This window comes from Hymenobacter qilianensis (genome assembly GCF_014489555.1).
Lineage (GTDB): Bacteria > Bacteroidota > Bacteroidia > Cytophagales > Hymenobacteraceae > Hymenobacter > Hymenobacter qilianensis.
Map to the genome: position 1 here is coordinate 2,713,008 of NZ_CP060784.1, position 15,591 is coordinate 2,728,598.

Annotated in this window: 16 protein-coding genes; 7 read left to right on the forward strand and 9 right to left on the reverse strand. The window is 56.5% G+C overall.

Annotated elements, in window-relative coordinates; all coding sequences use genetic code 11:
* The first annotated feature begins 42 nt into the window (after positions 1 to 42).
* Positions 43 to 1,233, forward strand: a complete 1,191-nt coding sequence (locus H9L05_RS12535) for a serine hydrolase domain-containing protein (RefSeq protein ID WP_223284399.1) — start codon at positions 43 to 45, stop codon at positions 1,231 to 1,233.
* A 105-nt stretch (positions 1,234 to 1,338) separates the two neighbouring features.
* Here the strand turns inward: H9L05_RS12535 and H9L05_RS12540 are convergent, their stop codons facing one another.
* From H9L05_RS12540 to H9L05_RS12555, 5 genes are all read right to left on the reverse strand, one after another.
* Complete coding sequence (locus tag H9L05_RS12540) at positions 1,339 to 2,127, reverse strand: aldo/keto reductase (RefSeq protein ID WP_262892523.1); 789 nt, start codon at positions 2,125 to 2,127, stop codon at positions 1,339 to 1,341.
* A complete protein-coding gene (locus H9L05_RS23655) occupies positions 2,076 to 2,294 on the reverse strand; it encodes a hypothetical protein (protein WP_223284400.1) in 219 nt (72 codons plus the stop codon). The genes H9L05_RS12540 and H9L05_RS23655 overlap by 52 nt, the downstream gene beginning before the upstream one ends.
* Before the next feature lie 134 nt (positions 2,295 to 2,428).
* Positions 2,429 to 2,782 carry a FlgD immunoglobulin-like domain containing protein gene (locus tag H9L05_RS12545; RefSeq protein WP_187731269.1) on the reverse strand — a complete coding sequence of 118 codons (354 nt, stop codon included), beginning with the start codon at positions 2,780 to 2,782 and terminating at the stop codon, positions 2,429 to 2,431.
* Positions 2,725 to 4,728 (reverse strand): TIM-barrel domain-containing protein, encoded by a 2,004-nt coding sequence (locus H9L05_RS12550; protein ID WP_187731270.1) that lies wholly within the window; start codon positions 4,726 to 4,728, stop codon positions 2,725 to 2,727. Before H9L05_RS12550 ends, H9L05_RS12545 begins: the two co-directional genes overlap by 58 nt.
* Positions 4,725 to 5,228 carry a hypothetical protein gene (locus H9L05_RS12555; protein ID WP_187731271.1) on the reverse strand — a complete coding sequence of 168 codons (504 nt, stop codon included), beginning with the start codon at positions 5,226 to 5,228 and terminating at the stop codon, positions 4,725 to 4,727. The genes H9L05_RS12550 and H9L05_RS12555 overlap by 4 nt, the downstream gene beginning before the upstream one ends.
* A gap of 614 nt (positions 5,229 to 5,842) precedes the next feature.
* Here H9L05_RS12555 and H9L05_RS12560 point away from each other — a divergent pair.
* Together H9L05_RS12560 and H9L05_RS12565 are read left to right on the forward strand one after the other, a co-directional pair.
* On the forward strand, positions 5,843 to 6,067 hold the full coding sequence (locus H9L05_RS12560) for a hypothetical protein (RefSeq protein WP_187731272.1): 225 nt from the start codon (positions 5,843 to 5,845) through the stop codon (positions 6,065 to 6,067).
* 99 nt (positions 6,068 to 6,166) lie between these two features.
* Entirely contained in the window at positions 6,167 to 6,508 is a 342-nt protein-coding gene (locus tag H9L05_RS12565; RefSeq protein ID WP_187731273.1) for a hypothetical protein, read from the forward strand.
* Positions 6,509 to 6,739: 231 nt separating this feature from the next.
* On the opposite strand, the gene ggt is transcribed toward H9L05_RS12565, so the two are convergent.
* Complete coding sequence (gene ggt, locus H9L05_RS12570) at positions 6,740 to 8,491, reverse strand: gamma-glutamyltransferase (RefSeq protein ID WP_187731274.1); 1,752 nt, start codon at positions 8,489 to 8,491, stop codon at positions 6,740 to 6,742.
* Between the two features lie 248 nt (positions 8,492 to 8,739).
* On the opposite strand from ggt, the gene H9L05_RS26165 reads away from it, so the two are divergent.
* The 3 genes from H9L05_RS26165 (at position 8,740) to H9L05_RS12580 (ending at position 11,366) form a co-directional block, all read left to right on the forward strand.
* Positions 8,740 to 9,777: an alpha-amylase family glycosyl hydrolase gene (locus H9L05_RS26165; protein ID WP_317174951.1), complete on the forward strand. Its 1,038-nt coding sequence runs from the start codon at positions 8,740 to 8,742 to the stop codon at positions 9,775 to 9,777.
* Positions 9,699 to 10,781 carry an alpha amylase C-terminal domain-containing protein gene (locus H9L05_RS26170; protein WP_317174952.1) on the forward strand — a complete coding sequence of 361 codons (1,083 nt, stop codon included), beginning with the start codon at positions 9,699 to 9,701 and terminating at the stop codon, positions 10,779 to 10,781. The genes H9L05_RS26165 and H9L05_RS26170 overlap by 79 nt, the downstream gene beginning before the upstream one ends.
* Before the next feature lie 150 nt (positions 10,782 to 10,931).
* The gene (locus tag H9L05_RS12580) at positions 10,932 to 11,366 is read left to right on the forward strand and encodes a VOC family protein (protein WP_187731275.1); all 435 of its coding nucleotides are present in this window, start codon (positions 10,932 to 10,934) and stop codon (positions 11,364 to 11,366) included.
* 100 nt (positions 11,367 to 11,466) lie between these two features.
* Here the strand turns inward: H9L05_RS12580 and H9L05_RS12585 are convergent, their stop codons facing one another.
* From H9L05_RS12585 to H9L05_RS12595, 3 genes are read right to left on the reverse strand one after another with little or no spacing between them, the layout of a single operon-like run.
* On the reverse strand, positions 11,467 to 11,952 hold the full coding sequence (locus tag H9L05_RS12585; protein ID WP_187731276.1) for a DUF1905 domain-containing protein: 486 nt from the start codon (positions 11,950 to 11,952) through the stop codon (positions 11,467 to 11,469).
* Positions 11,953 to 11,993: 41 nt separating this feature from the next.
* A complete protein-coding gene (locus H9L05_RS12590) occupies positions 11,994 to 12,545 on the reverse strand; it encodes a glycosyltransferase (RefSeq protein WP_187731277.1) in 552 nt (183 codons plus the stop codon).
* 14 nt (positions 12,546 to 12,559) lie between these two features.
* Positions 12,560 to 12,922 (reverse strand): hypothetical protein, encoded by a 363-nt coding sequence (locus tag H9L05_RS12595; protein ID WP_187731278.1) that lies wholly within the window; start codon positions 12,920 to 12,922, stop codon positions 12,560 to 12,562.
* Between the two features lie 193 nt (positions 12,923 to 13,115).
* Here H9L05_RS12595 and H9L05_RS12600 point away from each other — a divergent pair, with 193 nt between their 5' ends.
* Entirely contained in the window at positions 13,116 to 15,545 is a 2,430-nt protein-coding gene (locus H9L05_RS12600; protein ID WP_223284401.1) for a glycoside hydrolase family 31 protein, read from the forward strand.
* Positions 15,546 to 15,591: the final 46 nt, after the last annotated feature.

The following is a 15,591-nucleotide window of genomic DNA, read 5'->3' on the forward strand; positions in this document are numbered from 1 at the left end:
GATATCGTAAAATATAGGTGAGTACAACTAATCAGTATGCCCATGCACACGATCCTACGACTATGGAAGCTGCTGCTCGCCTTTACGCTGGTGCTACCGATGGCTCCGGCCGCTCAGGCTCAGAAAGCTACTATTGAGCGGCTTGATGGTAGTCGTATATCCGTGCCGGAAATAGAGCGATTGGTGCTCGCACTCATGGATTCGGCTCAGGTGCCGGGCTTGGCATTGGCTGTTCTGGAAGATAATAAGGTGCAATACGTGAAAACGTTCGGCTATCGCAACGTGCAGAAGCGTTTGCCTTTGGAACCGCAGACGGCCATGTATGCCGCGTCTTTCAGTAAAGCTGTGTTTGCCTACCTGGTAATGCAACTGGTGCAGGAAGGTGCCCTGGATCTGGATAAGCCACTGTATCAATATCTTGGCAAGCTCCTGCCCGAAATAAAAGGTTATCAGGACCTCGCTACTGATGAGCGCTGGAAGCAAATTACCGCGCGTATGGCCCTCACCCACACCACCGGCTTCCCCAACTGGCGCTGGTTTGAACCCGATGAGAAGCTGCGGTTTAAGTTTGCGCCCGGCACCAAATACTGGTACTCCGGCGAAGGCATCCAACTACTGCAAGTGGTGGTGGAGAAAATTACTCGAAAGGGCCTGCTTCAGCTAAGCGAGGAGCGAGTGTTTAAGCCTCTTAAGATGACGCGCACCAGCTATATCTGGCAGCCGGCTTTCGAGCTGAGCCACGCCATTGGCTATATGGAGGATGGCAAGGCGGTGCCCAAGGAAAAGCGCGATGAAGCACAAGCGGCCGGCTCCATGGAAACAACCATCACCGACTACGCAACCTTTATGGCCGCCGTGATGCAAGGCAAAGACCTCACTCCCAAGGCGAAGCAGGAGATGGTGCGGGCGCAGGTAGCTATTCCGTTCAAGGCGCAGTTTGGCCCGCTAGCCACCGTAGCCACCGACGAGAACAAGGCGATTAAGCTGGCTTATGGGCTGGGCTGGGGCGTGTTTGAGTCGCCGTATGGTCCTGCTTATTTCAAGGAAGGCCACGACGACGGATGGGAAAACCACAGCGTAGCGTTTAGTGACCAGAAGAAGGGCCTGGTTATCATGAGCAACAGCTCCAACGCGGATAAGCTGTTCAAGGAGCTGCTGGAAAAGATACTCGGCGATACCGCCACGCCCTGGCGCTGGGAGAATTATGTGCCCTACAATTACTCAGGTAAGTAAAAGTTGCCTGCTCATAAAAAAGCCCCCCAGTACACCTTTATACAGGTTTCTGGGGGCTTTTTTTATCGATACATCCGAAGAGCAAGCCGGATTCTGCTGCTGGAGCTAGGCTGCTACGCTGGCATCTTGCAGCTGCTCCAGCGCCTCTGCATCAAGCTGTAGATCGGTGGCTTTCAGCAGCTCTTCTACTTGCGTTACGCTGGTGGCGCTGGCAATAGGCGCGGTGAGGCCGGGCTGGGCCATAATCCAGGCCAGGGCTACTTGGGCGGGCGTCGCGTGCAGGCGGGCGCTGGCCGCATCAAGAGCTGCCAGAATAGATAGGCCTTTCTCGTTCAGATACTTCTGGCCAACGCCACCACCGCGGGCGCTTTTCTTGAGGTCAGTTTCCGAGCGGTATTTGCCCGTCAGGAACCCTGAGGCAAGGCCGTAATACGGAATGACGCCTACGTTGTGCTCTCGGCACAACGGCAGCAGCTCCTGCTCAAACTCGGTGCGGTCGTAGAGGTTGTAAAGAGGCTGCAACGACTCGTAGCGGGGGAAGCCGTGCTGCTTGCTGGCCTGCAACGATTCGCGCAGCCGTGCCGCCGAAAAGTTGGAGGCACCAATCACGCGCACCTTGCCTTCCTTCACCAGTTGAGCATAGGCTTCCAGCGTTTCCTCTACCGGCACGGTCAGGTCGTCTTTGTGCGACTGATATAGGTCGATGTAATCAGTTTGGAGGCGTTTGAGCGAGCCTTCCACGGCCCGCAGAATATAGTTCTTGGCCAAGCCTTTGTTCTCCGCATTCACTTCCCAGCCTACTTTGGTGGCAATAACCACGTCGTCGCGGCGGCCGCGCTGCTTCAGCCATTTACCAATAATAGTTTCGGATTCGCCCCCCACATGGCCGGGCACCCACACGGAGTAGCCGTCGGCGGTGTCAATGGCATTGCCGCCCCCGCCACAAAGGCGTCGAGCACGGCGAAAGAAGTAGCCTCGTCAGCGGTCCAGCCGAATACGTTGCCGCCTAATACGAGAGGAGCTATAGAGAGCGAAGAGTTACCTAGTTGACGCTTGTTCATGATAATAGATGGTGTTTTGCTTAAATAAGCCAGGTTAGAAATGCTTTCGGTTTACGTTGGAAAGCGAGTAGGGTAGGAAAAGCAAGAAACCAGAAGGCTAAAAGTCAGTGAGGCAGTTGTCCCAGCACCAAGTGTTAGTCGGGGCGCACCAGCACCAAGCGCTGATGCTGACCTAGCATTTCGGCCGTATACACGCCGCTGGGCAGGGAACGACCGTTTTGGTCTTCAGCATTCCAGGGCAGCTCGTGAGGACCCATTTCGGTGGATGACTGGAAAGTGCGCACTACCTGGCCTTGGGCATCGCGGATGCGCAATGTGTGCTGGCCGGGCGTGTGCAGCGTATAGTGGAGGGTAGTGCGGCCGCCAAACACCCGGTCGCTGGGGGCCGTCAGCGTTAACGTTTCGGGAGCGGCGGCAGTAGAAGCACTGTTCAGGCGAAGGCCCTGAATAGCAACGGTAAGCGGCTGATTTTGAAAGCGAACACGCACATGCAAAGCTTGTTCGGTAGTATCGTAGCGCCAGGTATCGGCGGGGCGGGCTGTCCGGCTACGAGCACAGCGGTAGGGGCGGCAGCTACGCGCGGAATCAGAAGCTCGATAACGCGGCTGGGGGGCATTTTGGCGTAGCCCTGGCCACTGGCACTTACCTGAATCTCGGTTTGGTTGGCGGCCGTTGTGCCCGCAAAAGAAAGTAGCTGAAATTGCCCCCCATCCATTGCCTGCGCTGATTTTCCGTCATCTTCATAAAGCGTAAAGCTGGATTCAGGAACGCCGTAATCAGCATAAAAGCGCACGCGCAGGGTATCGGTGTGGTAGCGGGCCGTGGTGTTGACGTAGGGTGCCAGCGGCAGAAAAGCACCGGCCTTCACCAGAAGTGGCACCCGCTCCAACGGGGCACTACGCCCTGCTATTTTCCCCCCAGCCAGGGTTTCATGGGAGTGAAAATCAATCCAGTTGCCGACGGGCAGCAGCACGTTGCGGCGGCGCTGCCCTGGCTGCACTACGGGCGCCACCAACAGGTTTGGCCCAAGCAAATACTGGTCGTTCACGTTGCCCAGCTGCTCATTATCCAGCCCCGGAGCTGCCTCGTAGTTCATCGGGCGGGCGAGCGGCGCGCCGGTCTGGGCATTCTGCCAGGCCAGAGTGTAGAGATAGGGAAGCAGCTCGTAGCGCTGGCGGGCGGCATTGCGCACGATGCTTTTGTAGGGCTCCGGGTAATAGTAAGGCTCGGGCGGAACGCCTTCGCCGTGGGGGCGCATGATCGGGCAAAGCGAGGCCATTTGCAGCCAGCGGGTGTACAGTTCCGGGTCGATGGGCCCCACGCAGAAGCCGCCGGCATCGGAATGCATGTAGCCCACGCCGCCCATGCTCACGCCTAGCATAATGGGAATCTGGGCCTGGAAGCCCGACCACGACCGGTTGATATCGCCCGACCAGGGAAACACGCTATTGCGCTGCATGCCCGCCCACCCGGAGCGCGCCAGGTTGAATAATCGCTCCTGTGGATATTCCTGGGCGTATTTCTCGGCAAGAATGCTGGCCCACGCCTGCCCATAAGCATTATGCACCTGGCGCGTGGGGCCGGTGACGTGGTGCATCTCCACGGGGTGATTTTCGGGCTCGCCTAAGTCACTCCACCAGCCGCCCACGCCTTCGGTTTTGCGCTTTTTGTAGTACGACCACAGCCACTGGCGGGCGCTGGGCTTAAACATATCGAGCAACGACGCCGGCCCGGCCCAGAAGGAAGCCACCGTGAACGGACGCCCCACCGAGTCGGTGCCAACCAGGCCCTGGGTGCGCACAACGGAGTCGTTGCGGGAAGCGCGCATCACGTACGGCTCCGAAATCAGGATGGTCTTGACGCCCACCGAATCCAGATTGCGCATCATTGCGGCGGGCTTCGGGAATTTCGGGTAGTTCCAATCGAGGTTGCCCTGGTCTTTGGTAGTGCCAAACCAGTACAGGTCCAGCACCAACGCATCCAGCGGAAACCCTTCGCGGCGCATGCGTTGGGCCACGGCTTCGGTTTCGGCCTGGGAGCGGTAGCCAAAGCGACTCTGAATCAGGCCCAATGCCCAGCGCGGAGGCAGCGGCTGACGGCCGGTAAGCGCCGTGTAGCGGTCCAGAATAGTGGCGTATGAGTCGCCGGTTACGAGGAAGTAGCCCAGGTTGCGCAGGCCTTCGCCACCGTATTCCAGCACGCTCTTATTGGTTGCGCCCAGATCGAGGTAGCCAGCCGTGTGGTTGTCAATGAACACCGCATAGCCCCGGCTCGACACCACAACTGGCAGCGTTAAATTGAGGTTTTCGGTACCGTTCTGATAGGCGTAGCGGGCTTGGTTGTACAGCTCCAGGCGGCGGCCCCGGCGGTCAAGCGGCAAGGCCCGGGCACCGGTGCCATAAAGCTGCTCGCCGGGCCGCAGCCGGAAGCTCACGCCTGTTTCATTTGAGGATGAGGTAGTTGCGCCGCGCTGAAAAGCCCCCAGGCCTCCGTCGCCACCGTATCGGGGCCTCGCAGCAGGTGCACCCGCAGCGGACTCTTGCTGACTGCCACCCGCAGGTTTTCGGCTAACCCGACCTCCAGACTTCGGCTGGTTTCACGAACACCCGTTGCCAGACCAGCGCTTGGCTGCGTGACCACACTCACCGACGCATCGGGCTGCACGGGGCTGCCAGCAGGGAAGTACTCTATGCGCACCACACCCGTCGCCCACGGGCGCACCCGCAGCGTCGCCCCATCGGTAGCCCTGATGCTGAGCTGGCCGGCCGTGTACTGATGCGAGCGGTACGCCGCAATAGGGCGCGCCGGGGCGGCAGGCTTCTGGAATGGGTCCTGGGTAGGTGGCCCTTCACCTTCGCGCTGCCCGAAGCCCGGCAGGCTCAGCGTGGTTGAAAGAAAGAGCAGGAGAAGGCAATGGCTTAACAGCAGGGGCATAGCGTAGGGACTTTGCGGGGCAAGATACTGGATGTAGCCGCGGGCAAGCTCCTTCCCAAAGCAACGGTGTGAAATAGCCTCCGGCGTATCGTCATGGGCTATTAGCCGAAGCAAGAAAAAGAGTCGGCTACTCTAGGAAGAAGCAACCGACTCTTTTTACGGGTTCGAAGGATTTTAACGTCAGCTGATTGTTAGTTCCAAGCTATGGTCATTGAGCCGCATAATGTGCCCTGTGGTGCTTGTTTTTGCAACAGAAGGCTTGAAGCTTTAAGAGTATAGTAGAGTGGCCCTTAAGACTGCCTGGAATTCATAATACAGCAACTGAGGAAGAATTATTGCGGCTCGTTTCGGTGCTTAACAAGCAAGCTTAATATTAGTTTTAAGTATCTGATAATGAGTATTTTGGACATAATTTTGCACTATCTAAAACTCAACTGTACTAAACCTGTCTCGTAAGCCCATCTATCCACCTACCAAACCCCAATCGTTATGCAAGAAGAAAGCAAATTCACCGGTACTGCCCAACTCGACGCTACTATTCAAGCTCTGCAAGGCGGCAACCTTGCCGGATTAGCCCCCAGGCTAGCTCTAATATTCAAAACTGGATCAGCACGTTGCAGAACTCCAATAACGGCCAGCTCTCCGGTATTGCCTCCGAGTTGGAGCGTCTCAACGACGCGCTATCGGGCAGCTCGCCCGATACTTTGCAGGTACAGCAGTCATTAAAAACGTTGGGCGAACATACCATGCGGGCCGCCGAATCGGCCGATCCAGGCTCACAAGAAAAAGTGCGCCAGCTAGGTCAGGCACTGAGCTCGGCCGCCAGCCAGATTCATTAAGCGCTCATTTTGCCCCCCAGAAATCGGATTGTTGCTGTATGGCATGGTCCGATTTTCTTTATCCTTATTCTCTGCTCTTTTTCAAAGCCTTTCTCTGCTATGTCAACATCCCCAAATAACCTCGCCCACCTCGATTCGACCCTCAATTCGCTTAATGGAGGCCTGCACGAAGCTCGTCACGGTGCTACTCGTAGCATCAACAGCTGGATCGATACCCTAAAGGTGAGCGCCGATACTAAATTAAACGGTGTAGCCCACGAGCTGGAAAATCTCAAAGACCTGCTCGATTTACCCATGCCGGATACTTCCCAGCTTAGCCAGTCGCTCACTAAACTGGGCGAGCATACCATCAAAGCCGCCGCTGGTGCCGACGGCGCCACCGCCGATAAGCTACAGCAGTTAGGCCAAATGCTCAGCAGTGCGGCCGGCCAGTTAAAGTAATTCTCATTTAGAAGAACAAGAAGGGGGTTGATTAGATGCTGGTTTATAGCATGTAATCAACCTCCTGCTTTGGTTATAAATCAGCTTATGCTTGTAAGAACGTCATGCAGAGCGGAGCGAAGCATCTCGCGTGTTTGGTTGATTTACTATCACAACATCAGCACGCGAGATGCTTCGCTGCCGCTCTGCATGACGTTCTTTTAGTGTATGATCTACTAAGTATTAGTCGCCTTAATAACCCATCGCCTTATCGTCGCCCCTTGGATCGGCGCCGCCTTCCAGGTGGCCGTCGGGTAGCACACGGATGGCATCTACGCGGCCCCAGGCACTACGCGGATTGATTTTGTAACCACGCCGTTGCAACGTGTCGCGGGCGGCGGGGAGGAGGGCGTTTTCTTCCGCGTCAATCTGGTCGGGGAGCCATTGATGATGCAGGCGCGGTGCGGATACCGCTTGCTGCATAGTCATGCCATAATCGAGCACGTGGATGATGGTTTGAAGCACACTGGTGATAATAGTACTGCCGCCGGGCGTACCCACCACCATAAACAGTTTGCCGCCCTGCGTAACGATTGTCGGCGTCATAGACGAAAGCATGCGCTTACCGGGCTCAATAGCGTTGGCAGTGCCGCCGACCAGGCCATAATAGTTGGGCGCGCCAGCTTTCACCGAGAAGTCGTCCATTTCATTATTCAGCAAAAAGCCCGCGCCAGCCACTACCACTTTGCTGCCGTAGCTACCGTTGAGCGTAGTAGTGCACGATACCGCGTTGCCCATAGCATCCACGATGTTGTAGTGAGTGGTTTGGTCGCTTTCGTACACGGGCAGGCCCGCGCCAGCCTGCACCTCAGACGACGGCGTGGCCCGGCCGTTATTTTCCAGCGTACTCATCCTATTCTTAACATAAGTCGGATCGGTGAGTTGGGCTACGGGCACTTTACCGAAGTCCGGGTCGCCGAGGTAGGTGGCGCGGTCGGCATACACCCGGCGCTCAGCCTCCGTTATATAATGCACGGCCAGCGGCGAGTGCCAGCCGGCGGCGCGCAAATCGTAGGGCTCCAGCATTTGCAGCATTTGCAACAAAGCCACGCCACCGCTGCTTGGTGGGGGCATTGCAATCAAATCGTAGCCCCGGTAGCTACCGCGCAACGGAGCGCGCCACTTGGGTTGGTACCTCAGCAAATCCTGCTCGGTAATAATGCCGCCGCCCCGCTGCATCTCAGCCACGATGAGCTTGGCCGTTTGACCCTGATAAAAGCCCGCCCAGCCCTTGTCACGAATGCGTTCTAGGGTGCGCGCCAGGTCGGGGTAGCGAATGGTGTCGCTGGCCTGCCAGGGGCGCGTATCGCCATCGGGCCGCACGTAGGCGGGCGTATGCTTGGGGTTATACTTAATGAAATCCGGCCGGGTGCGGTTGAGGCCAGCGGCTTCTTTGCTCGTGAGCACCACGCCGCGGCGAGCCAGCTCTACGGCGGGCTGCACCAGCTCGGTCCAGGGGAGCTTGCCCAGCTTTTGGTGCACGGTTATCATGCCGGCTACTGTGCCCGGAACCCCCGACGCCAGGTGGCCCGCCGTGCTCAGATCCGTAATGACATTGCCTTGCTTGTCCAGGTACATATCGCGGCTGGCGGCGCTGGGGGCCATTTCCCGAAAATCCAGGGCGCCTATGCTGCCCTCATTCCCCCGATACAGAAAGAAGCCGCCGCCGCCAAGGTTGCCGGCCGTTGGTAAAGCCACTGCCAGCGCAAACTGTACCGCTACGGCTGCGTCATAAGCATTGCCGCCCTTTTGCAATACTTCCAGACCAATGCGCGACGCCTCCGGGTGAGCCGATACTACCATGGCCTGCGCCGTAATCAGGCTCGGCTCGGAATCTGGCAACGGCGCTGCCAGCGTGTTGGCGGGAGTAACAGAAGCGGTTGGCGTGCTGGTGGTGCACGCCAGCAGCGCCAACAGGACGAAGGAGTAAAAGCGGGACTTCATGCAAGTAAGATAAGGCTTACAGCCGTTACCAAGCTTTGTGCCCCTTTTAATAATATAGCCTTGGTAAAATATATTTTTTAAAACGACCCCAAATTTGCCCCCCAGCACGGCATGTTACGCTGAGAAGATAAAAATAAGGCAGCTTTGAGTAGCTTAAGAACCGAACTGCCTCACTAACACCGCCTCCGCAAGAAGAGCCGGTGATAATCCGACGGTAATGATAGTTTTGCCTAAACTCTAGTTGCGCTATGAAAACTCCTGACCTCACTGTTGCCCCCACCGCTAGCCTGCCCATCGTGCAGCAGGACCCCTGGCTCGAACCTTACGAACCTGTGCTGCTGGCGCGGCAAGAGCGCCTGCGACAGCGTTTGCAGGAAATTGAGCAGTCGCATGGCTCGCTGAGCAAATTTGCCACCGCTCATCAGCAATTGGGCCTTAACTATGACTCCCGCCGCCGCGGCTACTGGTTTCGGGAGTGGGCGCCGGCGGCCGAAGGGCTGTTTCTGGTGGGCGATTTTAATGGCTGGGACCGCGCCGCCACTCCTCTGAAAAAAGGTGAAAATGGCGTGTGGGAGGTGTTTCTGTCCGATAAAGACTACAAGGAAAGGCTCACGCACCACAGCCGCTATAAAGTGCATGTAGTCACCCAGAAGGGGGCAAAAGACCGCCTGCCGGCCACGCTGCGCCGGGCCGTACAGGACCCCGAGACCAAAGATTATACAGGTCAGGTGTGGCGCCCTGAAGCGCCCTTTATCTGGACTGACCAGAAGTTTCGCATCAATAATTATGTGCGCGAGCCCTTCATTTATGAGTGCCACGTAGGCATGGCTACGGAAGAAGGGAAGGTAGGCAGCTACCTAGAGTTTGCCGAAAAAGTGCTGCCCCGCGTGCAGGCTTTAGGCTATAACTGCTTGCAGCTTATGGCCGTGATGGAGCACCCATATTACGGCTCCTTTGGCTACCATGTGGCTAATTTCTTCGCGGTCTCGTCACGGTTTGGCACACCCGAAGAGCTGAAGCATCTGATAAACGAAGCTCATAACAGGGGCATCGCGGTGCTGCTGGATGTGGTGCATTCGCATGCGGTGAAAAATGAGGCTGAGGGACTAGCCGATTTTGATGGCTCTGGGGGCAATATTTCCACGCTGGGCCCCGTGGCAACCATCCCGGCTGGGACTCCAAGCTCTTCAACTACGGGCAGCCGGAGGTGCAGCAGTTTTTGCTGTCCAACCTGCGCTACTGGCTGGAAGAGTTTCACTTCGATGGCTTTCGCTTCGATGGGGTGACTTCCATGCTCTACCATCATCACGGCGAGGGCGTGGCGTTCAGTACCTATGCGCAGTATTTTGGCCCCGAGGCCGATGAAGATGCTATTTTGTATCTGCAACTGGCCTCCACGCTGGTGCAGGAACTAAAGCGCGGCGCCTTGCTTATTGCCGAGGATATGAGCGGCTTGCCGGGCTTGTGCCGGCCCATCAGCGAGGGCGGCGTCGGCTTCAACTACCGCCTGGGCATGGGCATTCCTGATTACTGGATTAAGTTGCTCAAGCACCGCCGCGACGAAGACTGGAATCTGGGCGAACTATGGTACACGCTCACCAACCGCCGCGTGGGCGAGAAAACCGTGGCCTACGCCGAGTCGCACGACCAGGCGCTAGTAGGGGATAAAACCCTGGCGCACTGGCTTATGGATGCGGCCATCTACTCGCACATGAGCAAAAATGACCCCGACCCGGTTGTAGCCCGTGGCATGGCGCTGCACAAGATGATTCGCCTTATCACGCTGGCATTGGGTGGAGAAGCCTATCTCACCTTCATCGGCAACGAGTTTGGGCATCCTGAGTGGGTCGATTTTCCGCGGCAGGGCAACGACTGGAGCTACCACTACGCCCGTCGGCAGTGGTCGTTGGCCGATAACCCCGACCTTAAATATCAGTACTTACTGGCCTTCGATAAGGCAATGATAGGCATGGCCAGATCGCGCCGCCTGCTGGCCGCCGGTCATGCGCAACTGCTCAACAATGACCCCGAAAACCAGGTCCTTATTTTCGAGCGTGGGGGGCTGATATTCGTGTTCAATTTCCATGTTGAGCGCAGTGTGCCAGACTACCGATTCTTCGTGCCCAATCCTGGTCGCTACCGTGTCATCCTTTCTTCCGATTCGCCTCAGTTCGATGGCTTCAACCGCGTAGATGACGCCCTGATTTATGAGACTTTCAGGGAAGATGATGTTGACAAATTGAGCCTGTACGTAACGAGCCGCACGGCGTTGGTGCTGGCGCGGGTGTAAGCTTTTATCAGGGCAAATGAGTCAAATTGTGAGAGGTAAACACGGCTGAAAAATATGTCGCAAATACCCCCTTACATTGTCGCATTCACACAGTTTCGCTCTTATGGGGGGCTAATATCTTTGTTGTGTACTCTTTAAAACAACAACGTTATGGCAACTCAGATTTTCGTAAACCTGCCCGTAAAAGACCTCTTCAGGTCGGTGGAGTTTTTTACAAAACTCGGCTACCGCTTCAATCAGCAATTCACGGATGAGAACGCCACGTGCATGATTGTAGGCGAGAACATATACGTTATGCTTTTGGTAGAGCCATTCTTTCAAACTCTCACCAAAAAAGAAATCGTGGATGCTACCAAAAGTACGGAGGCCATTATCTGTCTTTCGGCGGATAGCCGCGAGCAGGTAGATGAGATGATCAGCAAAGCGGTAAATGCTGGTGGTACCATAACCAGAGAGCCTGAGGACCACGGCTATATGTACGGGCATGGGTATCAGGATTTAGATGGCCATCTGTGGGAAGTCATGTACATGGACCCATCCACCGTCATGCCAGAGCAGCCCGTAGCTGAAGCTAGCATCCGATAACAAGACAACACAGCCAGAAAAACGGCTGGCAACTACAAGCGAAACCGCCCTACCAAGCTGTAATAGCTTGGTAGGGCGGTTTCGCTTGTAGGCTGATTTCTTACCGAAAGCGGCGGCCAATTTTAATCCGCTCAATTGCTTCCGCTACCCGCTCGGCGCGCTTCTCGTATTTCTTGGCGCGGGTTATCCACTGCGCGTACTCTTTGCGCTGAGCGTAGGAAAGCTGCTCAAACTTGGCGAGCAGATCGTTTTGAGCCAGCGCATTCGTCAGCTCCGCTGGAATTTCCAGAACGCTTTCTTCAGTGTCGGGGGTCAGCACAACATGCACCGTTTCGCCCCATGTCTTATCAATCGTGTTGCGAATCTGCTTGTGCACGGTCAATATGTGCTCGCCCTCGGGGGTGGGCGTCAGGGGCAAACGAAACGGGAAGCCATCGATGGTGCCGCGCACGTGTAAGGTGCCGCGCTGTCCGTACACTTCGTCCACATTGAAAGGAATGGTCAGGAATACGCCGCCATCGGAGCGGTGTAGCTCAAGCTGGGCGTCGAAGGTTTGCTCAGAGGCGGTAGGGGAGGGAGTCGTCATCAGTCAATTTTTTGACAAAGAAACAACGCTGCCAACTACTACTAGTTCCGGTTGATGGATTGCAGCGCTACTGTTAAGGCTTCCTCGTCGTGAGCCGCAACCACTTTAATACGGTCGGCGGCCACAGAATAAGCGCTTTGCAGGCGCTCCGCCAAGATTTCAGACGCGGCCAGAACCAATGTAGCCCGACGAAGCGCCAACCGCTCCAGCTCCAGAATCCAGCCCCGGTCGTTAAGCGAATCGCGGTCCAGCGCCAGCGAATGCACGTGTAACACCAACGGCCGGCCGGTAAGCTGCCGGATTTCGAGGCCCGCCAACCACACATGCCACTCGGGCGCGTAGATCACGCCGAACTGTTCGCGCAAAGCCAAGCGCGTAGCGAAGCGCGTGTACTGAATTATCTGAAAATTAAGGTCGCCGGGAGATTCTGGCAATGCCGTTAACAGATTGCGTAGCGTAGCCCGCTCAGCCGTAAACTCGATGGGGGGCAAATATTCTGGCTGAACAGTCACGGCTGGCTTGTCCAGGGTCAGATTATCGCCGGGGTGGTCCAGGTCGTGGGCCTCATCTGCTCCGGGCTCCGACGCTTCCACTGCCTGCTCATCGGTCAGGAGAAGGTCTGGGGGCTATTTTGTGTTAGATAATCCTTCTCATCGGGCGCCGTTTGGCTGAGGCCTGCACTCTCTGCCTTATCCTGCGTTGCGCCTATATACGGCGCGGCCGGCGCTTGCCAGGAGCTAATATCACGCACTGGCTGCAGCTCGTCCAGGTCCGCTAGGGTTAGCGTGTCGAGGCTTGTAATGCGCGCGTTAGAAAGTTGGCCCGTAGGCAGATGCGGCAAAATAGCCGTCAGGGCAGTGCGAGAAGCTAAGGCTTGCAACAGCGGCAGCGAGTCGGGCTGATCCGAGTCGTTGACCTGCGTTGTCTCATCCCAGCCTAACAACAATACCTTGAGATTGGGATTTTCCATGGGAACGGGACGATGACAGGAAAAAAATGGGCAACAAAAAAGCCCTGTAGAAGCTCTACAGTCGTGTTTAACGGATTCTGCTCCTAAGGTTAGGCAATTTTCGCGGTAATCAGTTTTACCTTGCAGACTTATGTGAAAAAACTTTCCGGCGCTGCCGGTATTTTTTTGCCCATCTCAACTGCTGCTTACGCTCATGGCTGATATCATTCAGGAAAATAATTACATGGTGAACGACCTGGCTACCAAGGGGAAGCAAGAGCTTTCGCCCGGCCAGATTGTATCATGCCAGCAAATAGATAACGACTTTCTGTTCACCTGCGACAACGGCGTACAGCTGTGCTTGCAGGTAATCACGGATAAAATACTCCGTTTTCGCTACGCTACGGAAGTTGGCTTCGCGCCCGACTTCAGCTATGCCGTACCCGCCGATCTGCCTCGCGCCGCCCTGGATTTTTTGGAGTTTCGGGAAAAGACTGATCACTACCGTATCACTACCGACCGGCTTATCTGCACCATTGCCAAGGAAAACCTGACCACCCGCGTGCTTGACCGCTCCGGTACGGTGCTTTCGGCCGATGAAAAAGGCTTTCACTGGGAGCACGACGATGACACTGGCAACGACATCGTGAAGATGAGCAAGCACGTGCAGAGCGGCGTGCACTACTATGGCCTCGGCGACAAGCCCGACAATATGAACCTGCGCGGCAAGCGCTTTACCAACTGGGGCACCGACACCTACGGCTACGTAAAAGGCTCTGACCCGCTGTACAAGAACATCCCGTTTTATCTGGAGCTGCACCAGAAAATTGCCCACGGCATTTTCTTCGACAACACGTTCAAAGCCAGCTTCGACTTTGCCGCCGAGCGTGCTGACGTAACCAGCTTCTGGGCCCAAGGTGGCGAGATGAACTATTACTTCCTCTACGGCCCCACGCTTACCGAAGTCACGCAGGAGTACACCCGCCTCACTTGCCCGCCCGAAATGCCCCCCATGTGGGCCCTGGGCTACCATCAGTGCAAGTGGAGCTATTACCCCGAAAGTACATTCAAGGCGATTGGCGCGGGTTTTAGGGAGCGGCAAATTCCCTGCGATGCCCTGTATCTGGACATCGACTACATGGATGGCTACCGGTGCTTTACCTGGAGCCCCACACACTTTCCCGACCCCAAAATCATGGTGCGGGAACTGGCCGCCGATGGCTTCAAAACCATTGTCATCATCGACCCCGGCATCAAGATCGACCCCGAATATTCGGTTTACACCGAAGGCCTAGCCAATGACTACTTCTGCCGTCGCGCCGATGGGCCACTCATGCGCGGCTCGGTGTGGCCGGGCCTGTGCAACTTCCCCGATTTCACCCGCCCCGATGTGCGCGAGTGGTGGGCGGGGCTGTTTAAAGGTCTGATTCAGGAAGATGGCGTGCGCGGCGTATGGAATGACATGAACGAGCCCGCCGTGTTCGAGAAAGGTACCTTCCCCGATGATGTGCGCTTCAACTATGACGGCAACCCCGCCTCGCACAAAAAAGCGCACAACATCTACGGAATGCAGATGGCGCGGGCCACGGCTGCGGGCGTAAAGCAGTTCACGTATCCCAATCGGCCGTTCACCATCACGCGCAGCACTTACGCTGGCGGTCAGCGCTACTCCTCGGCCTGGACCGGCGACAATATTGCCTCCTGGGATCACCTGTGGCTGGCTAATATTCAGTGCCAGCGTCTGAGTATCAGCGGCTTCTCTTTCGTGGGTAGTGATGTGGGGGGCTTTGTGGAAACGCCCGACGGCGAGCTGTATGCCCGCTGGATTGCGCTGGCGGCTTTCCATCCGTTCTTCCGCACCCACTCCAGCGGCGACCACGGCGACCAGGAGCCCTGGTCTTTTGGCGAAGAAGTAACCGATCTGGCGCGCAAGTTTATCAGCCTGCGCTACCAACTGCTGCCTTACGTGTACACTACGTTTTGGCAGTATGTGCAGCAGGGTACACCCATGCTGCGCCCCCTGGCTTTCCTTGACCAGACCGACACGGACACGTATCTGCGCATGGCTGAGTTCAGCCTCGGCGACCACCTGCTCGTGTGCCCCATCACCACCGCCGGCGCCGATGGCCGCTGGATGTATCTGCCCAAAGGCCAGTGGTACTACTGGTGGACGGATGAGGAACGTACTGGTGGCGCCGAAGTGTGGGCAAGTGCCAACCTTGACCGTATACCGCTCTTTGTGAAAGCTGGCGCTGTTATTCCGCTTTATCCGATCTTGCAGTACGTGGGCGAGAAGGTAGTGGAAGAAGTAACCCTGCATGTGTACTACAAAAACGGCACGGAGTACAGCGTCCTTTACGATGATGGGGGCGAAGGCTACGGCTACCAGGAAGGGCACGCCACCACGCGCCGCTTCACGGTAATCGGCACCGACACCAGTCTCACGCTCCGTCAGGAAATTGAAGGCGACTATCAGCCTAGCTTCACCACGTATCGGGTAGTGTTTCACGGTCTGCCTTTCGCGCCGCTGAAGGCTACTACCGACAGCAAATCATCTGCATTGGCGGAAACTACGACTGAGACAGATGCAGTGCTGCCCGAAGTTATCGTGCATGCAGGTTTTGCGGAGGTTGTAATTAAATAACAGCACTTGCTTAGTAAGAATTACTTATGAAAAAGCCCCCAGAATG